We start from the raw sequence: 20,077 nt of genomic DNA, 5'->3' as shown, positions 1-20,077 counted from the left end.
GTTCAATGTCGGGGTGCCCACGGGTAGGTGCGCCTTGCTGGCCGGGCTAACGCGGGGCGCCGACGCGGGGGGGTGAGGGGGGGGGGGCCACCGAGGCCCCGCCCGCACCGCGTCACCGGTCATGAGGGCACGGCGCTCAGCGCGAACGCCCACACGGGCACCAGACCCCGCTTGAGCAGCCGGTACGTGACCATCGGGCTGCTGCTCACGACCTCCTTGTACGTCACCGCCGCCCGCCCCTTCAGATACCACCTGCGCGGGCTGTCGTCGGGCCGGGTGAACTGGATGACGGCGTCCTTGCGGCCCAGGCTGACGGGCTGGTGGTAATAGCCGAACCGGAACGGCTTCGGGGTCCTGCCGCGCAGCGTGGCGGCCAGGGAGTCGGCCGCGTGCAGGCCGGTGGGGATGCCGCCCTGACAGGTGCCGTGGAGCACGCCGAAGCGCTGGGTGACCGCGGCGGCGTCGCCGACGGCGTACACGTCGGGGTGCGACACCGAGCGCAGCGCCGCGTCCACCACGATCCTGCCCCGCTCGTCCACCCGCAGCCCGGACTCCGCGGCCAGGGGCAGGCCCTTGGTGCCGGTGGTCCAGAGCGTGGCGTCGGAGTGGATCAGCTCGCCGCCACCCAGCTCCACGCCGTCGGGCAGGACCTTGGTGATGTCCACGCCCGCGCGTACCTCGACGCCGAGCCGCCGCAGCACCTCGTCCAGGTGACGGCGAGCGCCCGGGCCCATCATGGCGCCGGGCCGCCCCCTGGTCACCAGGACGACCCGCAGGTACGGCCGCGCCTCGGCCAGTTCGGTGGCCGACTCGACACCGGTCAGCCCGCCCCCGGCGACCACGACCGTGCCCTTCACCGCTCCACCTCCGGCCAGGGCCGCCGTGCCGCCCGGCGCTGTATCGCCCGGCGCTGTATCGCCCGGCGCTGTATCGCCCGGCGCTGTATCGCCCGGCGCTGTATCGCCCGGCGCTGTGCCGCCCGCCAGCGCGTCGAGGCGCTCGGACAGGCGTACCGTGCCCGCGTGGTCGTCGTAGACGCAGGCGTGCTCGGCGACGCCGGGAACGGAGGCGTCGGTGACGGTGCCGAGGGCGTAGATGAGCTTGTCGTAGCCGAGCACCCGCCCGTCCTCGAGCCGGGCCTCCCGCAGTTCCGGATCGAGCCGGGCCACACGGCCTCGTACGAAGGTGATGCCGGTGCCGGCGACCACCTCGTCGAGCGCGTAGTCGGCCAGCCGCTCCCCCGCCGCCGTCTGGTGCAGCCGCAGCCGCTCGGTGAACCTCGGGGACGCGTTCACGAGCGTGACCTTGCCGCCCGTACGACGAGTCCTGCGGGCGATCCGGAGAGCCGCCGCGACGCCGGTGTACCCCGCACCCAGTACCAGGATGTCGGTCATCTTCCTTACCTCCTCGATTCGCCTTGAAGACGTATCGAGGAGACGCGGACGTGACATGCGCGGCGAAATCCCGAAAAACGGGGCCCTGCCTCAGGGAACCTGCCAGCCCCGCTCGCGCAGCGCCTCGGTGAGCGAGGTGGCCGCGTCGGGCTCCACCGACAGCTCGGCGATGCCCAGCGGCAGCCCGGGAGCGTGCTCCAGGCGCACGTCCTCGACGTTGACCCCGACCTCGTCGCACACCAGGAACAGCCGCGAGAGCTGCCCAGGGCGGTCGCCGATGACGACCTGGACGGCGGCGTAGGAGGAGGCGGGCCCGCCGTGCTTGCCCGGGATGCGGTCATGGCCCACGACGCCGCGCTTGAGGAGCTGGGTGATCTCGTTGGTGGCGGTGCCGTCGCCCTCGGCCAGGGCGCGCAGGGCGCTGGCGGCGTCGGCCAGGTCGTTGGCCACGGCCTCCAGCACCTCGGCGACCGGGGAGGCGTTGCCGGACAGGATGCCCAGCCACAGGCCGGGGTCGCTGCCCGCGATGCGGGTGACGTCGCGTACGCCCTGCCCGGCCAGGCCCAGCGCGACGTCGGTGGCGTCGGCCAGGCGGGCGGCCACGGCGGAGGCGGCCACGTGGGGCGCGTGGGAGACCACGGCCACCGCACGGTCGTGGTCCATCGCGCTCACCTCGACCGCGTTGGCCCCGCACAGCTCGATCAGCCGCAGCACGGCCGCCTTCGCCTCGGCGTCGGCCTCCTCGGTCGGGCACAGCGCCCACGGACGGCCGAGGAACAGGTCGGCCCTGGCCGCCCCGGGGCCGGACTTCTCGCGCCCGGCCAGCGGGTGGGAGGCGACGTAGGTGGCCAGGTCGCAGCCGAGTTGCGCGGCCCGGTGGATGGGCTCGGCCTTCACGCTCGCCACGTCGGTGTAGAACCGGGCGGCGTCGAGCCGCTGCAGCTCCAGCAACTCGGTCGCCACGTGGGCGGGGGGCACCGCGATGATCGCGAGGTCCACCCGCTCGGCGCCGGCGTCGGCGGGGTGCCAGTCTTCTCCCGCACCGAGCTCCCGTGCCAGCCGTACGGCTCCTTGATCGCGGTCGGCGAGGAACACGCGCACGCCCCGCTTGCGCAGCGCCAGCGCCGTCGAGGTGCCGATGAGGCCGGTGCCGACGACGAGCACGGTACGAAGATCCATCTAGGTATCCTGATTTATCGGGCGTTCGGGCTGTCTGGGATTGAGCGTGAGCATCTCGCGGGGCGCTTGCCGGGTGCTTACTGCGCGATGTCCTGGCGCAGCGCCACCGCGCCCCGCAGATAGACGTGCTGGATGTCGTTACGCGGCCGGTCGGTCTCCACGTGGGCCATGAGACGGACGACGCGGGGCAGGGCGCCCGGCACGTCGATCTCGGTGCAGCAGATCAGCGGCACATCGTGGAAGCCCAGCTTACGCGCCGCCAGCGCGGGGAACTCGGCCGTCAGGTCGGGAGTGGCCGTGAACAGCACGCTGATCACGTCGTCCGGGGTCAGGCGATTGCGCTCCATGACCGCGGCGACCAGCTCGGTCGTCCCCCCGATGATCGAGTCGCGGTCGTCGGCGTCCACCTGGATCGCCCCACGGATGGCCCGCACCATGTGGTTCGTCCCCTTCTATAAGCGGGAGAGCCCGTGCGGAGGTTCGCACGGGCTCCTTCGTCCGGCCAGATTACAGCTTCACGGCCGCGTACAGTTCGCCGACTTCCTTCAAGCTCAGCGCTCTGACGGTCCCAGGCTTGGTACGGCCCAGCTTCACCGGCCCGAACTCGATCCTGGCCAGGTCGAGCACCCGGTGCCCGGACTCCTCGAGCATCCGCCTGACGACGTGCTTGCGGCCCTCGTGCAGCACGATCTCGACCAGCGCCTGCTGGGCGTGCTCGTGCACGATGGCGAAGCTGTCGGCCTTGGCGATGCCGTCCTCCAGGTCGATGCCCTGCTTGAGCCGCCGGCCCAGGTCGCGCGGAATCGGACCGGGCACCTTGGCCCAGTATTTCTTCTGCACGCCGTAGCTCGGATGCGTGAGCCTGTTGGCCAGCTCGCCGTCGTTGGTGAGCAGCAGCAGGCCCTCGGTCTCGGTGTCGAGCCTGCCCACATGGAACAGCCTCGGCGCCAGCTCCTCGACGTAGTCGGCGAGGCAGGGGCGGCCCTGCGGGTCGTCCATGGTGGAGACGACGCCGATGGGCTTGTTGAGCGCGTAGTAGACGAGGTCGGGCGCGGTCGGGATGCGCTTGCCGTCCACGTGGATGACCTGGGCGACCGGGTCCACCTTGGCGCCGAAACGCCGTACGACCTGGCCGTTGACGGTCACGCGACCGTCCCCGATCATCTCCTCGCACGCCCTGCGGCTGGCCACGCCCGCCTGGGCGAGCACCTTCTGCAGCCGCACGCCGTCCGGAACCTCGGTGGTGTCGCGCTCGTCGGTGTAGCCCTCGGGGTAGAAGGCGTGGTCGCGCAGCGGCTGCCGCGCCGCCTTCACCCGGTCGCGCTGCGGGCTTCCATGGCTCTCACGCCGGCCGCCCCCGACGGTCTGCACGTCGTCCCGGCGCGGGCCGCGCCCCGTACGGGGGTCGCCGCCGCGCTCGGTACGGGCGTCGCCGTCGCGCCTGCCGTAACGGGACCGGGACGAGGCCGCGAACTGAGCCCCGGCGTCCTCCCTGCGTCCGCTACGACCGGCACGCACCACGCCACGGTCGTCGCTCCGGCCACCACGACCGGCACCGCGATCGGCACCGCGATCGGCACCGCGATCGGCACCGCGATCGTCGCTCCGGCCGCCGCGCATCGCGCCACGGTCGCCGCCGCTGTAGCGGTCGTCCCGACGCCCCGCGCCGTAACCACCACCACGCTCATCACGCCGGTCGTCGCGCCGCTCGGGCCTGTCGTCACGCCGCTCGGGCCGGTAGCCGCCCCGATCGTCGCGGGATCGCTCGAAACGGCCCCCACCACGCTCGTCGCGGTCACCGGCACGCCCGAAGCGACCGCCGCCACGCTCGGACCGCTCACCGCCATGCCCGAACCGGCTGCCACCACGGTCGTCACGGTCTCCACCACGTCCGAAGCGGCTGCCACCGCGCTCGTCACGGTCACCACCATGCCCGAAGCGGCTGCCACCACGGTCGTCGCGGTCTCCGCCACGCCCGAAGCGGTCGGTGCGGTCGCCAGGACGCCCGAAACGGTCGGTGCCCCGGCCGGCGCGGTCTCCGCCGCTCCCGAAACGGTCGGCGCGCTCGGGCCGCCCGCTGCCGCGCTCGTATCGGCCTTCGCCCTGGTCACGGCGGTCGCCGCCGCGCTCGGAGCGGTCGGCGGGCCGCTGGTAGCGGTCTCGGCTCCCAGCGCCCTGGTAGCCCCCGGTGCCCGGGTAACGTGCTCCGCCACCTTCGCGACGGTCGCCGCCGCGCTCGTGGCGGGCCTCGCGGTCGCCGCCGCGCGTCCATTCGTCGCGGTCACGGCGCGGGGCACCTTCACGCGGGGCCCCACTGGAGAAACGGCCCTCACGCGAGTTGCCGCGCGGGTCGGCGTCGCCGTCGCGCCTGCCGAACCGGGCACGGGAGCCGCCCCGGTCGGCGCGCAGGGAGTCACGGGAGGTACGGGAGTCGCCCGCGGACTCACGCCGCCCTCCACCACGGAAATCGTCTCGCCCGGCTCCACCTCGGAAGCCGTCGCGACCGGACCCCCCACGGGAGTCGTCACGGCCGGACGCGCCGCGGGAGTCCCGGCGGTCACCCCCGCCGCGGGAATCGTCGTTGCGGCGGAAGTCGCCGCGGTTGTCGTCGGAGCGGAAGGCGGGACGCCCGCCACGGCCGGAGCCGGTGGTACGTCCACGACCGCGTCCATCACCGGACGGGGTGCTGCGCCTGTTGATCACTTTGTTGTCTCCTCGAGATTTTCCACGTCGTCGGGGAGGAAGGGCGCGAGCTCAGGAAGCTCGCTCAGATCCCTCAGTCCCAGACGTTCAAGGAAGTATGAGCTTGTCCGGTAGAGCACTGCCTGGCTCTCCGGGTCGGTGCCGGCCTCTTCGACCAGCCCCCTGGCGACGAGTGTCCGCATGACACCGTCGCTGTTGACGCCGCGCACGGCGGCGACACGGGCCCTGCTCACCGGTTGCCGGTAAGCCACGACCGCGAGTGTTTCCAGCGCGGCTTGGGTCAGCCGCGTTTGCTGGCCGTCGCGTACGAACCGCTCGACCAGCGGCGCGCAGTCGGCCCGGGTGTAGAACCGCCAGCCGCCCGCGACTTCTCTCAGATCAAAACCCCGCCCGGCGGCAGTGTATTCCGCCGCCAGCGAACGCAGGGCCGCGGCGACCAGGTGGGTCGGCCGCTCGAGCACCTGGGCCAGGGTAATTTCGGCCACAGGTTCGTCGACGACCATCAGGATAGCCTCCAACGCCGCCTCAAGTGCAGGCCCCTCCCCTTTACCCTCAGCTCCACCGCCCGCCCCGAAGGTGGGCTCGGTGACCGAAAGCTCAGGCTCGGTTTCCGACGGCTCGAGGTCGGTGGCCGAAAGCTCGGGCTCGGGGTCCGGCGCGCCGGTGACGCCGGCGTCCGCGTCAGGCGCTGCGCCCGCCGTCACGTCGGCGCCGTCAGCCTCCTCCGAGGCCCGGCCACCCTCCGAAACAGCAGGCCCGTCCGAAGCAGCAGGCTCGCCCAGACCCTCGGGCTCATCGGGCTCGTCCGAAACAACGGGCTCGTCCGGGGCGACGGGCTCGTCGCCCCGGTCCGGCTCGCTCGCCGCCGGAGCGCTCTCTTCGACCTCCGGCGCCCCCGCCTGCACCATGGCCCCCGGAAGGGTCATCCAGGCGGGCAGCGGCGGCTCGGAGTCGGGGGACTTGCGGGGGTTGGGCAAGGGGTTGTCGTCAGTCATTGGCTGGTCTCTCCGCGGATTCCTCGTAGTCGTCCCCCACCGAGACGTCCCCGTCATCGGAGCCCGTCCACGTCACGTGCAGATCGCCCAGCGGCTCGACCTGCTCGAACGTCACCGCCGACTCCCGGAAGAGCTCGAGCACGGCCAGGAACCGGGCGATGACCTCGATGGTCCCCTCGCAGTCGGACACCAGCGCGCGGAACGTGGCCCGGCGCAGGCGGCGCAGGTGCATGACCAGGATGGCCGCCTGTTCCTTGACGCTCGCCAGCGGCTGGTAGACGTGCCCCAGGTTGACCGTCGGCGGCAGCTTGGGGATGAAGGCCTTGGCGGCGATGCGGGCGAGCTGCTCGGGCCCGATGCCCAGGATCAGCTCGGGCAGCAGGTTGGCGAACTGCTCCTCCATCCGCACCGTACGCGGAAAGCGCAGCGCCTCCTCGGCCATCCGCCCCGCGAAGACCTTGGCCACTTCCTTGTACGCCTTGTACTGCAGCAACCGTGCGAACAGCAGGTCTCTGGCCTCCAGGAGCGCCAGGTCCTCCTCGTCCTCCACCTCGCCGGACGGCAGCAGCCGGGCCGCCTTCAGGTCGAGCAGGGTCGCCGCCACCAGCAGGAAGTGGCTGGTCTGGTCGAGGTCCCACTCCGGCCCCTTGGAGCGGATGTAGGAGATGAACTCGTCGGTGACCTTGGAGAGCGAGACTTCGGTGATGTCGAGCTTGTGTTTGGCGATGAGGCCGAGGAGCAGGTCGAAGGGTCCCTCGAAGACGTCCAGGTGGACCTGGAAGCCCTGGGGTTCGGTCTGCTCGGTGGTCACCTGGCCATTGTCGCAGGCGCCGGCCAGCGCGAGAGCACCTCGCGGGCCAGCTCACGGTAGGCGTTGGCGCCGAGGGATGACGGGTCGAACGTGGTGATCGGCTCACCGGCGACCGTCGCGTCGGGGAAGCGCACCGTGCGGTTGATCACCGTGTGGAACACCTTCTCGTCGAACGCCTCCACGACCCGGGCCAGCACCTCGCGGCCGTGCAGGGTGCGGGCGTCGTACATGGTGGCGAGCAGGCCCTCGATCTCGAGCTCCTCGTTGAGCCGCTCCTGCACCTTGGAGATGGTGTCCATGAGCAGCGCCACGCCGCGCAGGGCGAAGAACTCGCACTCCAGCGGCACCATCACGCCGTGCGCGCAGGTGAGGGCGTTGATCGTGAGCAGGCCGAGCGACGGCTGGCAGTCGATGAGGCACACGTCGTAGTGCGGCAGCAGCGGCTTGATCACGCGGCCGAGCACCTGCTCACGGGCGACCTCGGTGACGAGCTGCACTTCGGCGGCCGACAGGTCGATGTTGCTCGGCAGCAGGTCGAGGCCCTCGACGCCGGTCTCGAGCAGCACGTCTTCGGCGGTGACGCCGCGTTCCATCAGCAGGTTGTAGACGGTCAGGTCGAGCTGGAGCGGGTTGATGCCCAGGCCGACCGAGAGCGCGCCCTGCGGGTCGAAGTCGACCAGCAGCACCTTGAGCCCGTATTCGACGAGCGCGGCCCCCAGGTTGATGGTGGTCGTGGTCTTGCCGACGCCACCCTTCTGGTTGACCATCGCGACCACGCGCGCCGGGCCGTGCACCGCGGGGGGCACCGGTTCGGGGAACACGGGACGCGGCCGCTGCGTCGGGCCCAGATTGACGCCGTTGGAGGGCGTGTTGGTCTTCGTGTCGCCCCAGGGGTTGTCGGGGGTCCCCGGGGTCGAACCCTTGGTCGTCACAGTCACCAGCTCGAACCTCCCTGACGATCCCGAACCGGACCGTCCGGACGGACACTATGGCGTCACCACTTAACGCGGCAAGGCGGCACGCCGAGGGCGGCGCACACCCCAAAAGACTATAGATCAATGCCGAGCACGTGGATGCGCCGCGGCGTAGACCTCGCGGAGCTTGTCGACCGTGACCAACGTGTAGACCTGCGTGGTCGTCACAGAGGCGTGACCGAGCAGCTCCTGCACCACCCTAACGTCCGCGCCTCCGTCCAAGAGGTGGGTTGCGAAGGAATGCCGGAGTATGTGCGGACTTATCCTGTCGAGTCCGGCTCGTTCGGCGGCGGCCTGGAGCACCTCCCAGGCTCCCTGCCTGGTCAGACGGCCTCCCCGGGCGTTCAGGAAGACGGCGGGGGTGCCGCGGCCGTGGGCGAGAAGACCGGGACGGGCGCGGACGAGGTAGGTGTCGAGGGCGGACCGGGCGTAACGCCCCAACGGCACGACCCGGGTGCGGGCCCCTTTGCCGCGCAGCCGTACCTGGTCGTCCTCGAGGTCGTCCACGGCCAGCCCGACGGCCTCCGAGATGCGGGCACCGGTGCCGTACAGGACCTCGAGCAGGGCCCGGTTGCGCAGCGTGAGAGGGGCGCCGTCGGGGCCGGAGGCGGCGATCAGGCGTTCGACCTCGTCCACGGCGATGGCCTTGGGCAGCCTGCGGAGCTGGCGCGGCGGGCGTACCTCGTGGGCGGGGTCGTGGGCCGTGACGCCTTCGCGCAGGGCGAAACGGTGCAGCCCGCGCACGGCCGAGACGGCGCGGGCGGCCGAGCTGGCGACGAGGGCGGGGTGCTCTCCGTCGCCCTCGCGCAGCGCGGCGAGGAAGGCCAGCACGTCGGCCTCCCCCACCTCGCCGAGCTCCGCACGACCGCGCGCCTGCAGGTGCTCGAAGTATCGGCGCAGGTCACGCCGGTAGGACGCGAGCGTGTTGGCAGCCAGGCCCCGTTCCACCGCGAGATGGGCGAGGTAGCTGGAGAGCACCGCCTCCACGAATTGGTCCTTCCGTCACGCCTCAGGGGCGTCGGCGGGGCGCAACAGGGCGAGCCCTTCAACCGAAGCCACATATGCGGCGAGGATACCGGCCACGGCCGGGGAATTGTGGATCATTCCCATGAGCGCCTTCTCGACCGCGTCGGCCAGAGGGACCCATTCGACCGGCATGTCGATTTCCTCGTGCTCCTGGACGAAGTCGTTCTCGTCGTCGGGGATCTTGCTGAGGCCCCGGGCGAGGAACACCCGGATGCGCTCGTCGGTCATGCCCGGCGAGGAGCGCAGGTCGACGAGCGTGTGCCAGGTGTCGGCCCGGTAGCCCGCCTCCTCGGCGAGCTCGCGGGCGGCCGTCGTGACGAGCGGTTCGCCCGCCACGTCGCGGATCCCGGCGGGCAGCTCCCACATCAGCCGGCGGGTGGGGTGGCGGTACTGCCTGATCATCAGGACCCGGTCACGGTCGTCGAGGGCGAGCACGGCGACCGAGCCGGGGTGGACCACGTAGTCGCGCTCGGCCTCGGCGTCGTGGGGCATCTTCACGGTGTCGGTGACGACGCGGATGATGTGGCCCTGGAACCGCTGCCTGGTCTCGGAGACGTTCCAGGACTCGGGCGTGTCTTCGATCTTCACTGGCTCACCTTGTCACCGACGCGGTCGTCGGCGTAGGCCAGGGCGGCACTGATGAGGCCCTTGAACATCGGGTTGGCGCGGGTCGGGCGGGAGCGGAACTCCGGGTGCGCCTGGGTGCCGATGAAGAACGGGTGGGTGTCGGCGGGCAGCTCGGTGTACTCGACCAGGCGCCCGTCGGGCGACAGCCCCGAGAAGACCAGGCCGACCTTCTCGAGCTGCTCGCGGTAGGCGTTGTTGACCTCGTAGCGGTGGCGGTGGCGCTCGTCGACCTTGGCCTTGCCGCCGTAGAGCTGCCGGGCGAGGGTGCCCTCGCCGAGCTTGGCGGTGTAGCTGCCCAGGCGCATGGTGCCGCCCATGTCGCGCTCGCCGGCGACGACGTCTTCCTGGTCGGCCATGGTGGAGATGACCGCGTGCTTGGTGTCGGGGTCGAACTCGGCGGAGTTGGCGTCCTCGATGCCGGCCATGTTGCGGGCGGCCTCGATGACCATGCCCTGCATGCCGAGGCAGATGCCGAGCAGCGGGATCTTGCCCTCGCGGGCGTGGCGGATGGCGCCGATCTTGCCCTCGATGCCGCGCACGCCGAACCCGCCGGGGATCAGCACGCCGTCGACGCCGTCGAGCTCACGCCCGGCGCCCTCGGGGGTCTCGCAGTCGTCGCTCTTGACCCAGCGGATGTTGACGCGGGCGTCGTTGGCGAACCCGCCGGCGCGCAGGGCCTCGGTGACGGACAGGTAGGCATCGGGCAGGTCGATGTATTTCCCCACCAGCGCGATGGTGACCTCCTTCGCCGGTCTGTGCACCCGGCGCAGAAGCTGCTCCCACTCCTTCCAGTCCACGTCGCGGAAGGGCAGGCCGAGCCGGCGCACCACGTAGGCGTCGAGGCCCTCGGAGTGGAGCACCTTCGGGATGTCGTAGATCGAGACGGCGTCCACCGCCGAGACGACGGCGTCCTCGTCGACGTCGCACATGAGGCTGATCTTGCGCTTGATCGCCGTCTGCACCGGCCGGTCGGACCGCAGCACGATCGCGTCCGGCTGGATGCCGATGCTGCGCAGGGCCGCCACGCTGTGCTGCGTCGGCTTGGTCTTCAGCTCACCCGACGGCCCGATGTACGGCAGCAGCGACACGTGCAGGAAGAACACGTTGTCGCGCCCCACCTCGTGCCTGATCTGCCGCACGGCCTCCAGGAACGGCAGCGACTCGATGTCGCCCACCGTGCCGCCGACCTCGGTGATGACCACGTCCACCTCAGGACCGGCCATGCCCCGGATCCGGTCCTTGATCTCGTTGGTGATGTGCGGGATGACCTGGACGGTGTCGCCCAGGTATTCGCCCCGCCGCTCCTTGGCGATGACGTTGGAGTAGACCTGGCCGGTGGTCACGTTGGCCGAGCCGTGCAGGTCGGTGTCGAGGAACCGCTCGTAGTGGCCGACGTCGAGGTCGGTCTCGGCACCGTCGTCGGTGACGAACACCTCGCCGTGCTGGAACGGGTTCATGGTGCCGGGGTCGACATTGAGGTAAGGGTCGAGCTTCTGCATGGTGACCCTGAGACCTCGTGCCTTGAGCAGGCGACCGAGACTGGATGCCGTGAGCCCCTTGCCGAGACTGGAGGCGACACCGCCGGTGACGAACAGATGCTTGGTTTGCGATGCGCTGCGCAAAGGGGCTCCCGTGGCTCGAGGTGTGGTCGAAGTGTCCACGGGCTCTCAGGATATCAAACAACGCCCCTCACATGCCCGAACGGCATGACCTACCGGTAACTTTGGTCCCTATGTCACTTGTACGGCGGGCTTTGGGCGCATTGATACACCGTGCCTACACGGCGATCCGCCACGCCGGTGCGATCACTCCGGCCACTCCGGCCGGCTACCGGTTCCGCCGGCTCGGCGACGGCGTCAGCATCGCCTTCCCCCCAGGCGCGATCTTCGGCGAACGCTGGATCGAGATCGGCGACCACACGCTGGTCGGCGAACGCGTCTCGCTCTCCTGCGGCATGATGCCCGGCCCCGACCTCGGCCCCGACTCGATCCTGCGCATCGGCCGGAGCTGCTCGATCGGCCGGGGCACGCACATCGTGGCCCACCAGTCGATCGACATCGGCGACGACGTCTTCACCGGCCCGTACGTGTACGTCACCGACCAGAACCACGTCTACGACGACCCCGACGTGCCCATCGGCAGGCAGTGGCCGCGTAACAGCCCGGTCTCGATCGGCTCGGGCTCGTGGCTGGGCGCGGGCGCGATCATCCTGCCGGGCACCACGCTGGGCCGTCAGTGCGTGGTGGCGGGCGGCGCCGTCGTACGCGGCACGTTCCCCGACCACAGCGTGGTCGCCGGGGTTCCGGCCAGGCGCGTCCGCGGCTACACGCCCGGGCAGGGCTGGCACGCCCCCGTCACCTTGGACACCGCCACCCAGGGGATGGACCGAACAACCTTCTGACGGTTAGCGTCACACTATGCGGACCGCCATTTGTGAGCGTTTGGGCATCGAGTTTCCGTTGTTCGCCTTCAGCCACTGCCGCGACGTGGTGGCCGCCGTCACCAACGCGGGCGGGTTCGGGGTGCTGGGCGCGGTCGCGTACTCGCCCGAGCAGCTCGACACCGAGCTGACCTGGCTGGACGAGCGGGTGAACGGCCGCCCGTACGGCGTGGACGTGCTCGTCCCCGGCAAGGTCGACGCCTCCGCGCTCGACCTGCGCACGCACCTCATGGACGCCATCCCCGACCGGCACCGCGACTTCGTCACCCATCTGCTGGCCAAGTACGGCGTGAGCGCCTCGGCCAGGCCGCTGACCGCCGTGGCCGACGAGTTCGGCAGGCGGGTGACGGCGGCGGGGGCGACGGGGCTGATCGACGTGGCGCTCAAGCACCGGATCGGGCTGATCGCCAGCGCCCTGGGGCCACCGCCGCCCGAGATGACGGCCAAGGCCAGGGAGGCGGGCGTGCCGGTGGCCGCGCTGGTCGGCACGGTCGAGCACGCCCGCAGGCAGGTGGCGGCGGGCGTGGACCTCATCGTGGCGCAGGGCACGGAGGCGGGCGGGCACACCGGTGAGATCTCGACACTGGTGCTGGTGCCGCAGGTCGTGGACGCCGTCGCGCCGGTGCCGGTGCTGGCCGCGGGCGGGATCGCGTCCGGGCGGCAGATGGCGGCGGCCATGGCGCTCGGGGCGGAGGGCGTGTGGTGCGGCTCGGTCTGGCTCACGACCGAGGAGGCGGAGACGTCGCCGGCGGTCAGGCGCAAGCTGCTGGCGGCCTCGTCGCTGGACACGGTGCGGTCGCGCTCGCGTACGGGCAAGCCGGCCCGGCAGCTCAAGTCCGCCTGGACGGAGGAGTGGGACTCCGGCCAGGAGAGCCCGGGGCCGCTGGGGATGCCGCTGCAGATGCTGGTCGCCGAGGGCGCCATGGCCCGGATCGGGGCGGCGGCGGAGAAGGGCGAGCCGGGGGCGCTGGAGCTGGTCAACTACTACGTGGGGCAGGTCGTGGGCCAGCTCGACCAGGTCAGGCCGGCCCGCGACGTCGTCTACGACCTGATCAGTGAGTTCGGCGAAGCGGTTGAGCGCTTGGCGCGTCTGTCCGGGTGAAGACGTACAGGTAGGGGTGACGGGGCCGGACGCTCGCCGCGGCCTCGGCCAGGGCGAGCGCGCCGTCGGCCGAGGTGCCCAGCGGCGGGGTGAAGCGGGCGTCCGGCAGCAGGGCCCGTACGGTGCTCTGGAACGGCTCCATGAGCAGGTCCGCGGCGTCGAACAGGCGGCCGCCCCACGAGAAGACGGGCTCCAGCCCGGCGGCGGCGGCCACGGCCGTCTGGGCGAGCTGCCGCCCGGCCTCGGTCCAGATCCGGCGGGCCACCGCGTCCCCCTCACGGGCCGCCTCGGCGACGGAGGGCGCGAACGAGGCCAGGTGGTGGGCCGGGGAGCCCGACTGGTAGACGAGCGCCACCAGGTCCAGCGGGTGGCCGAAGCGGGCTGTCATGCGTTCGAGCAGCGCGGGCGAGCCGCCCATGCGGCCGTCGTGGGCCCGCAGGGCGGCCTGCAGGCCCTGTGCGCCGACCCAGGCGCCGCTGCCGTGGTCGCCGAGCAGGTGCCCCCATCCGTCGGCCTGGTTCCACACGCCGTCGAGGTCGGTGCCGAGCGTGATCACGCCCGTGCCCGCGGCCACGACGACCCCGGGCCGGAACCCGAGCGCGCCGACGTGCGTGGTCACCATGTCGCCGGCGACGACGAGCGCGCCGAGGCCGAACCGGTCGCCCAGGGCGTTCCAGAGCGTGCCCGGCTCGCTGACCAGGCCCGGCAGCCCGGTCACGCCGATCGCCATCCCGGCCAGCCGGTCCACGCCAGGACCGGTGTCCTCGATGACCGCGGCGATGCGGGCGGCGAGCCGGTGCAGGTCCACGCGGCCCCGCTCGCGTGGCACCGGGGCCGGGTCCTCCCCGTGCGCGCTCACCCCGTCACCCTCGATCCGGACCCTGATCCCTCCGCCGCCGACGTCCACGCCCGCGTGGACGTCGGCGTGAACACCGGCAGAGGCGTCGGCGGGGACGTCGGCTGAGGCTGGCAGGCTCATTCGGCCTGCCCGCCGAGCGCGGCCACCGCGGCCCGCACGCCCGTGTACGCCCCCAGCGCCGCCCGCGCCCGCTCCCCCGAGCAGCCGGTGAGCAGCCGCACCAGCGCCTCGGGGATGTGCCCCGACGCGTCGGCCAGCGCGGCGCGGCTGGTCGCCTCGTCCGCCCCGGCGGCCTCCATGAGCAGGCTCACCGCCCGCTCGGCCAGCTTGGCGTTGGTGGCCACCAGCCCGACCATGAGGTTCCCGTACGTCCGCCCACCCTTGATCATGAGGGCGGTCGAGAACGCGTTCAGGATGACCTTGGTCGCCGTCCCCGCCTTGAGCCGGGTGGAGCCGGTCAGCGCCTCGGGCCCGGTGTCGGCCACGACGACGATGTCGGCCAGGTCGCGGGCGGCGGCGTCGGGGTTGCAGGTGACCAGCACCGTCAGCGCCCCGGCCGTCCGTGCCCCGCGCAGCGCCCCGATCACGTACGCGGTGGAGCCGGAGGCCGTGATCCCGACCGCCACGTCGGCCGCTCCCACCCCGCCGGCGTCGGCGGTGCCGAGCGCCCCGGCGTCCTCGCGGTCGATGGAGGAGTCGGTGAGCGCCGCGGGGCCGCCCGCGAAGTGCGCGGTGAACAGCTCGCGCGGAGCCCCGAACGTGGGCGTGACCTCCGTGGCGTCCAGCACGGCGAGCCGCCCGGAGGCGCCCGCGCCGAAGTAGTGCACCCGGCCGCCGCGCGCGAGCCGCAGGTGGGTCTCGTCCACCGCCTTGGCGAGCTGCCCGGTCGCCGCCCGCGCGGCCTCGACCGCCCGGGCGTCCTCCTCCAGCAGCAGCTCCAGGATGCCGGCGGCCTCCTGGGCGTCGATGTCGCCGGTGCGGGGGTTGCGGCGCTCGGTCGGTGATACCTGGGTCATCGTGCTCCTTCGGATTCGAATGCGTCCGCGTACGCGGTGAGCAGGTGGCGCGACCGCGCGGCCAGGTCCCCGGGGGCCAGCGGCGGCACGCCCTCCCGCAGGAACAGCTCGGCCCGCTCGCGCAGCCGCTCGCGCAGCGCGGCCTCGTCACCGGAGCCGGGAGCAGAGCCGGAACCCGGGCCGGAGGTGAGCCCGTCCGCCCACAGCGCCCAGCGGTCGCGGTAGTAGCCGCCCACGAGCCCCGCCCAGTGCCGGCCCGCGTAGTCGTCGAGCAGGGGGCTGTCGGAGGTGCCCCACACCGTGATGATCCGGCGGGCGTTGTCGCGCAGCACGTCGCCGTCGCCCGGCTCGGCGGCCCATGACAGCGCCCTGGCCTCCCAGTCGTGGAAGGTGTACTCGGGGCGGCAGGCCAGCATCCCGTCGAGGTCCTCGAAGACCTTCAGGAACCGGGCGACGCTCGACGGCTCGCCGGACGACTCCACGACGTCGAGGTAGCGGCGGTCGGCGACCCTGGCCATGTACGCGATGCCGGTCTCGGCGAGGTCGTGCCCGAGCGGCCCGGCCGCCAGCTCGGGGTCCCGCTCGGCCACCTCGATCATCCGCTCCCAGGCCCGCGCCAGCGTGGCCGGGTCGTACCAGAGGGGGCCGGTGGGCGTGCGCGTGTACGACGGCTCGGCGGTGAGGACGCCCTTGAACTGGTCGGGGGCGATCCGCAGGCCGCCGGGGGCGTAGACGGTGCTCAGCAGCCCGTGCCAGGCGGCCCGCAGCTCGTCGGCCCACCGGCCGGCGTAGCGCTGGGTCACGAAGGCGTCGAGCCAGGCGTCGACGTCGGGGACGGCGCTCCAGATCTGGTCGGTCACCAGCTCGAAGAAGACCGGGTTGTTGCGGGTGGCCTCCATGGACAGGCCGATCCCGGTCGGCGGGCTCGGCGCCGCCAGGGCCCGGTCGATGCCGGCCGGCACGCCGCGCAGCTCGGCGACCGGATCGGTGCGGCCGCCGAAGTTGAGCAGCGCGCACCAGAGCCACGGCTTGCCGGAGAACTCCTCGAACCGGTCCCACAGCGGGTCGTGCTCCGCCCACAGGTCCGCCACGATCATCCGGTCGTTCGGGATCGCGTCGAGGAAGGCGTTGACGCGGTCCTCGGTCCAGAAGTCGCGCTGGTAGGAGAACGGCCAGGCCTGCATGAGCCAGACCGCCTCCGGGTCGGCGGCGCGCAGACCGGCCAGCGTCGCCGCCGCCACGGCTCCGGGGAAGGCCGGGTCGGCGTCGATGGGGATCATCTCGATGAAGGGGTCGGCGGCGTAGAGGTGGTCGGTGCCGAAGAGCTTGATCTGGGCGCGGGCGATCTCGGCGCCGATGCGCTCGTACAGCGGGTCGGACGGGTCGAGCGACCAGGTCTCGAACCCCTGCCAGTTACGCCGGCCGGCGCGCGCCGTCGCGGCGAGCTCGCGCGGGACGTGCCCGGTGAAGGCCGGCAGCACGGGGGTCATGCCGAAGGCGCGCTCACGGTCGAGGATGCGCGCGCCGAGCTCGCGGTGGCCGTCGATCCAGGACGCGGGCAGCGGGCCGGCGAAGTCGTCGAGACAGCCCATGAACTGGAACGGCAGGTAGCCGGGGCCGCCCAGGAAGCTCCTGATCTGGTCGTCGCCGAGCCCGAGCTGGGAGTAGGCGGCGTGCAGGGCGGCCTCGTGGCCGGTGACGGCCAGCGGCATGGTGATGCCGTGCAGGGCCATCCAGTCGATCTCACGCTCCCACTCGGCCCAGGTCCAGTAGGGCGTGGTGTAGCTGAAGGTGCAGAAGTTGAAGTAGTAGCCCTCTCGCACCCTGGGCGTGCCCTCGTGGAGCGGGGCGTCGGGGAGCGAGGTCAGCGGCAGGGGCAGCACCGTGTCCCAGCCCACGGACATGCCGCAGTGGTCCCGGAGGTAGTGGTGCAGCGCGACGGAGGCGCTCACCCCGTCGGTCGCGCTTACGGTGAGCACGCCGCCCTTCGCCTCGTACGCGTGGCCGCGGCCCGCGCCCTCGCGCGCTCCGAACCGGACCGACTCCGCCACGGGCCCCAGAACGCGGTGGGCCAGGCCGCGTACGACGTCCGCCCAAGGCGTCTCAAGCTCACCGTCACCGGACAACATCCCAGGTCACACCCCTCGACGAATTAGTTCCGTACGATACATAATTATTATGCTAGCGTACGCCGCATCGCCCGGAAGGTTGGAGGGTTCATGGAGCAACTGGTCGCCGCGGGCACCCAGTTCATGCGGGAGGTCAACGCGGCCGCGATCTTGCGCCGGCTGCGGGCCGAGCCCAGCATGAGCGTGTCGGCGCTGGCCAAGGCCGTCGGCCTGTCACGGCAGGCCGTCACCCGCTCGCTGAACGCGCTGGCCGAGGAGGGCCTGGTCGAGTTCGGCTCCCTCGACCGCGACTCGAGCCGGGCGGGCCGGCCGGCGCAGCTCGTCCGGTTCCGCGCGGAGGCGGGCCACGTGCTCGGCGTCTCGATCAGCCCGCAGGACCTGCGGGTCGCGGTCGCGGACCTGTGCGGCACGGTCGTGGCGGCCGACGCCGTCACGTTCGGCGTCCGCCCGAGCGCCGACGAGATGGTGGGAACGCTCCTGTCCACCATCGAGCGCACGCTGGCGGCGGCGGGCCGGACCACCCTGTGGTTCGCCTCCGTCGGCACCCCAGGCATCGTCGACCCGGCCGCCGGGGTCATCAAGCTCATCCCGAGCATGCCCGGCCTGACCGGCGACGTCCTGCTGAGCCGGCTCAAGGAGCCGCTCGGCTGCCCGATCTACCTCGACAACGACGTCAAGCTGGCCACGCAGGGCGAGCGCTGGCGCGACGCGGAGCGGCGCGAGGACTCGCTGGTCATGCTTCACTGGGGCGAGCGCGTCGGCGCCGGGATCGTGCTCAACGGCGAGCTCTACCGCGGCGCCTCCAACGACGCCGGCGACATCGGCTTCCTCGACCTGTTCGAGGGCGGCGCCGAGTCCCGCCACCCGCACGGCCTCGGCCCGTTCGAGGACCGCGTCGGCGGCGAGGAGATCGTGCGCCAGGCCGCCGCGGCGGCGGAGCGCGCCGGCGACGCCGAGTTCCGTGCCCGGATCGAGGCCGCGGGCGAGCGCGCGTTCGAGGCCGTGCTGGCCGCCGTGGCCGACGGCACGCCGGCCGCCCTCGAGGCGATCGACGTGGTCGCCCGCCGTTTCGCCAAGGGCATCGCCGTGATCCGGGCGATCCTCAATCCCCGGCTCGTCGTCATCGGCGGGCCGATGGCCGGATGCGGCGAGCCGCTGCTCGCGGCTCTGCGCCGGCACCTGGCCGACGAACCTCTGGATCAGCCGGTCCTGGAGGTCTCGGCGCTCCAGGAGGACGCCGTCGTCCACGGAGCACTGCTCCACTCGCTGGACGAGATCGAGCGCACCAGGTTCGGCCTGGTGAGAACCCCCCGGTCGTCATGAAGGCCGTTGATGACGCCACCACCAGTAACACGAGAAAGGTCATGCATATGACGACACCACCCCGGCGGCACGCGCTCGTGGCGCTCGGCGTCACGGCGGCGCTCGCTCTGACGGCGTGCGCGGGCACCAGCGGCACGAACGCCCCGGCCCCCGCGCAGAAGGTCGCCGTGTCGACGACCATTCCCAGCGATCCGGTGACGCTCACCCTGGCCTACAGCAACGACCCGCCCACCAAGACGCTCATCGACGGCTTCACCCAGAAGCACCCGAACGTCACCATCAAGCCCCAGATGACGCCGTTCAACGACTACGTCAAGTCCATCAAGCTCGCGATGTCGGGCGACGCGGCCCCGGACATCGCCCAGTACAACCCCGGCGCGATGAACTCCCTGGTCCCGGCCGGCCTCATCCTGGACCTGGGCCCGTGGGCCACGGCGTACGGCTGGACCGGCAAGTTCCCGCCGTCGACCCTCGAGATCCTCAGCTCCGACAAGTCGGCCAAGCAGTTCGGCACCGGCGGCCTCTACGCGGTGCCGGGCGGCCTGTCGGTGGTCGGCGTCTACTACAACAAGAAGCTGGTCAAGGAGGCGCCGAAGACGCTGGGCGAGTTCGAGGCCGCGATGCAGAAGGTCAAGGACTCCGGCGGCACCCCGCTGAGCCTCGGCGGGCTGCAGGTCGGCGGCTTCCACCTGTGGAACGCGCTGCTCAACGTCACCGGCAACGTCGACGAATACCGGGGCTGGGTGTACGGCAAGCCCGGCGCCACGATCGAGACCGAGGGCGCCAAGAAGGCCACCGACACGATCGCCGCCTGGGCCAAGAAGGGCTTCTTCCCCGACTCGGCCAACGCCACGGCCGACACCGACGCGCTGGCGAACTTCGCCAAGGGCAAGAGCGCGTTCCTGGTGACCGGCAACTGGGGCGCCACCGCCCTGGAGAAGGACCTGAAGGACGACGTCGGCTTCTTCCTCATGCCGACGGCGTCGGCGGACCAGCCGGCGAAGGTCGCCTCGGGCGCGAGCGTCGCGTACGCCATCTCGGCCAAGACCAAGCACCCGAACGTCGCCGCGGCGTTCCTCGACTACCTGAGCTCGCCGGAGGCGGCGAAGATCGAGTTCGACGGCGGGTTCATGCCCGTCGACACCAAGACCGAGGTCGGCGGCGAGGGGCTGCGCGGCGAGATCGCGACCGTCTTCGGGCCCGTGGCGCAGAGCAACGGCATCGTCCCCTTCCCCGACTACGCCTCCCCCGGCATGATCGACAAGCTGACCCCCGGCATCCAGGGCCTGATCAGCGGCAAGATGACCACCGACGACTTCCTGAAGTCCCTGCAGGAGTCGTGGGACGCCCACCATGGCTCGTGAGCTGAGCGCCCCCGTCTCCCCGCCGCGTGCCACCCCGGCACGGAGGGCCGCTCCAACGCCGGCATCGGCCAGGCCCTGGTGCTCAGCGAAGGGGCCGTGGGCAAGCACATCGGCAACATCTTCACCAAGCTCGAC

At 72.0% G+C, this 20,077-nt stretch carries 18 protein-coding genes and 1 pseudogene; 6 read left to right on the top strand and 13 right to left on the bottom strand.

The genetic code is table 11. The features are described 5' to 3' along the window. Window positions 1-119 precede the first annotated feature (119 nt). From AB0I15_RS65090 to AB0I15_RS65075, 4 genes are all read right to left on the bottom strand, one after another. Window positions 120-1,394 (bottom strand): FAD-dependent oxidoreductase, encoded by a 1,275-nt coding sequence (locus AB0I15_RS65090; RefSeq protein ID WP_358120327.1) that lies wholly within the window; start codon window positions 1,392-1,394, stop codon window positions 120-122. A gap of 90 nt (window positions 1,395-1,484) precedes the next feature. Next, window positions 1,485-2,573: a prephenate dehydrogenase gene (locus AB0I15_RS65085; protein WP_358120324.1), complete on the bottom strand. Its 1,089-nt coding sequence runs from the start codon at window positions 2,571-2,573 to the stop codon at window positions 1,485-1,487. 77 nt (window positions 2,574-2,650) lie between these two features. Further along, window positions 2,651-3,010: a chorismate mutase gene (gene aroH / locus AB0I15_RS65080; protein WP_358120322.1), complete on the bottom strand. Its 360-nt coding sequence runs from the start codon at window positions 3,008-3,010 to the stop codon at window positions 2,651-2,653. A gap of 70 nt (window positions 3,011-3,080) precedes the next feature. Further along, window positions 3,081-3,887, bottom strand: coding sequence for a pseudouridine synthase (locus AB0I15_RS65075; RefSeq protein WP_358120319.1), 807 nt, complete (start codon window positions 3,885-3,887; stop codon window positions 3,081-3,083). On the opposite strand from AB0I15_RS65075, the gene AB0I15_RS65070 reads away from it, so the two are divergent. Next, a complete protein-coding gene (locus AB0I15_RS65070) occupies window positions 3,855-5,390 on the top strand; it encodes a hypothetical protein (protein WP_358120316.1) in 1,536 nt (511 codons plus the stop codon). The two genes, AB0I15_RS65075 and AB0I15_RS65070, sit on opposite strands and share 33 nt — an antisense overlap. Here AB0I15_RS65070 and scpB read toward each other — a convergent pair. The 6 genes from scpB to AB0I15_RS65040 all read right to left on the bottom strand — a co-directional run bounded on the left by scpB (window position 5,273) and on the right by AB0I15_RS65040 (window position 11,331). Then, window positions 5,273-5,779: an SMC-Scp complex subunit ScpB gene (scpB, locus tag AB0I15_RS65065; RefSeq protein WP_358120330.1), complete on the bottom strand. Its 507-nt coding sequence runs from the start codon at window positions 5,777-5,779 to the stop codon at window positions 5,273-5,275. The two genes, AB0I15_RS65070 and scpB, sit on opposite strands and share 118 nt — an antisense overlap. Before the next feature lie 484 nt (window positions 5,780-6,263). Continuing rightward, a complete protein-coding gene (locus AB0I15_RS65060; RefSeq protein ID WP_358120314.1) occupies window positions 6,264-7,082 on the bottom strand; it encodes a segregation/condensation protein A in 819 nt (272 codons plus the stop codon). Then, window positions 7,079-8,020 (bottom strand): ParA family protein, encoded by a 942-nt coding sequence (locus AB0I15_RS65055; protein WP_358120311.1) that lies wholly within the window; start codon window positions 8,018-8,020, stop codon window positions 7,079-7,081. The genes AB0I15_RS65060 and AB0I15_RS65055 overlap by 4 nt, the downstream gene beginning before the upstream one ends. 117 nt (window positions 8,021-8,137) lie before the next feature. Next, window positions 8,138-9,043, bottom strand: a complete 906-nt coding sequence (locus AB0I15_RS65050; RefSeq protein WP_358120308.1) for a site-specific tyrosine recombinase XerD — start codon at window positions 9,041-9,043, stop codon at window positions 8,138-8,140. Window positions 9,044-9,058: 15 nt separating this feature from the next. Beyond that, entirely contained in the window at window positions 9,059-9,670 is a 612-nt protein-coding gene (locus AB0I15_RS65045; protein ID WP_358120306.1) for an NUDIX hydrolase, read from the bottom strand. Next, a complete protein-coding gene (locus tag AB0I15_RS65040) occupies window positions 9,667-11,331 on the bottom strand; it encodes a CTP synthase (RefSeq protein ID WP_358120303.1) in 1,665 nt (554 codons plus the stop codon). The genes AB0I15_RS65045 and AB0I15_RS65040 overlap by 4 nt, the downstream gene beginning before the upstream one ends. A 110-nt stretch (window positions 11,332-11,441) precedes the next feature. Here AB0I15_RS65040 and AB0I15_RS65035 point away from each other — a divergent pair, with 110 nt between their 5' ends. Both AB0I15_RS65035 and AB0I15_RS65030 read left to right on the top strand, forming a co-directional pair. Continuing rightward, on the top strand, window positions 11,442-12,110 hold the full coding sequence (locus AB0I15_RS65035) for an acyltransferase (protein ID WP_358120300.1): 669 nt from the start codon (window positions 11,442-11,444) through the stop codon (window positions 12,108-12,110). A 16-nt stretch (window positions 12,111-12,126) separates the two neighbouring features. Next, complete coding sequence (locus tag AB0I15_RS65030) at window positions 12,127-13,251, top strand: nitronate monooxygenase family protein (RefSeq protein WP_358120297.1); 1,125 nt, start codon at window positions 12,127-12,129, stop codon at window positions 13,249-13,251. Here the strand turns inward: AB0I15_RS65030 and AB0I15_RS65025 are convergent. From AB0I15_RS65025 to AB0I15_RS65015, 3 genes are read right to left on the bottom strand one after another with little or no spacing between them, the layout of a single operon-like run. Beyond that, a complete protein-coding gene (locus tag AB0I15_RS65025) occupies window positions 13,202-14,230 on the bottom strand; it encodes a BadF/BadG/BcrA/BcrD ATPase family protein (protein WP_358120295.1) in 1,029 nt (342 codons plus the stop codon). The two genes, AB0I15_RS65030 and AB0I15_RS65025, sit on opposite strands and share 50 nt — an antisense overlap. Continuing rightward, window positions 14,227-15,126, bottom strand: a complete 900-nt coding sequence (locus AB0I15_RS65020) for an N-acetylmuramic acid 6-phosphate etherase (protein WP_358120292.1) — start codon at window positions 15,124-15,126, stop codon at window positions 14,227-14,229. Before AB0I15_RS65020 ends, AB0I15_RS65025 begins: the two co-directional genes overlap by 4 nt. Continuing rightward, on the bottom strand, window positions 15,123-17,255 hold the full coding sequence (locus tag AB0I15_RS65015) for an alpha-N-acetylglucosaminidase TIM-barrel domain-containing protein (protein ID WP_358120289.1): 2,133 nt from the start codon (window positions 17,253-17,255) through the stop codon (window positions 15,123-15,125). The genes AB0I15_RS65020 and AB0I15_RS65015 overlap by 4 nt, the downstream gene beginning before the upstream one ends. Window positions 17,256-17,345: 90 nt before the next feature. Between AB0I15_RS65015 and AB0I15_RS65010 the strand changes: the two genes are divergently transcribed. The 3 genes and pseudogenes from AB0I15_RS65010 to AB0I15_RS65000 form a co-directional block, all read left to right on the top strand. Then, complete coding sequence (locus AB0I15_RS65010) at window positions 17,346-18,578, top strand: ROK family transcriptional regulator (RefSeq protein ID WP_358120286.1); 1,233 nt, start codon at window positions 17,346-17,348, stop codon at window positions 18,576-18,578. Between the two features lie 47 nt (window positions 18,579-18,625). After that, entirely contained in the window at window positions 18,626-19,942 is a 1,317-nt protein-coding gene (locus tag AB0I15_RS65005; protein ID WP_358120283.1) for an extracellular solute-binding protein, read from the top strand. A 42-nt stretch (window positions 19,943-19,984) separates the two neighbouring features. Then, window positions 19,985-20,077, top strand: a pseudogene (locus tag AB0I15_RS65000) (LuxR C-terminal-related transcriptional regulator); the annotation flags it as partial.

The sequence above is a fragment of the Nonomuraea sp. NPDC050643 genome (assembly GCF_040654715.1).
Lineage (GTDB): Bacteria > Actinomycetota > Actinomycetes > Streptosporangiales > Streptosporangiaceae > Nonomuraea.
Note: the sequence above shows the minus strand (reverse complement) of the source record. Positions and strands in the feature narration are given on the sequence as shown.

What these genes read in the sequence shown, in the direction of transcription:
- AB0I15_RS65090 (WP_358120327.1), bottom strand. Translation starts at nt 1,394, where the DNA reads ATGACCGACATCCTGGTACTGGGTGCGGGGTACACCGGCGTCGCGGCG.
- AB0I15_RS65085 (WP_358120324.1), bottom strand. Translation starts at nt 2,573, where the DNA reads ATGGATCTTCGTACCGTGCTCGTCGTCGGCACCGGCCTCATCGGCACC.
- aroH (WP_358120322.1), bottom strand. Translation starts at nt 3,010, where the DNA reads ATGGTGCGGGCCATCCGTGGGGCGATCCAGGTGGACGCCGACGACCGC.
- scpB (WP_358120330.1), bottom strand. Translation starts at nt 5,779, where the DNA reads ATGGTCGTCGACGAACCTGTGGCCGAAATTACCCTGGCCCAGGTGCTC.
- AB0I15_RS65035 (WP_358120300.1), top strand. Translation starts at nt 11,442, where the DNA reads ATGTCACTTGTACGGCGGGCTTTGGGCGCATTGATACACCGTGCCTAC.
- AB0I15_RS65030 (WP_358120297.1), top strand. Translation starts at nt 12,127, where the DNA reads ATGCGGACCGCCATTTGTGAGCGTTTGGGCATCGAGTTTCCGTTGTTC.
- AB0I15_RS65025 (WP_358120295.1), bottom strand. Translation starts at nt 14,230, where the DNA reads ATGAGCCTGCCAGCCTCAGCCGACGTCCCCGCCGACGCCTCTGCCGGT.
- AB0I15_RS65020 (WP_358120292.1), bottom strand. Translation starts at nt 15,126, where the DNA reads ATGACCCAGGTATCACCGACCGAGCGCCGCAACCCCCGCACCGGCGAC.
- AB0I15_RS65015 (WP_358120289.1), bottom strand. Translation starts at nt 17,255, where the DNA reads ATGTTGTCCGGTGACGGTGAGCTTGAGACGCCTTGGGCGGACGTCGTA.
- AB0I15_RS65010 (WP_358120286.1), top strand. Translation starts at nt 17,346, where the DNA reads ATGGAGCAACTGGTCGCCGCGGGCACCCAGTTCATGCGGGAGGTCAAC.
- AB0I15_RS65005 (WP_358120283.1), top strand. Translation starts at nt 18,626, where the DNA reads ATGACGACACCACCCCGGCGGCACGCGCTCGTGGCGCTCGGCGTCACG.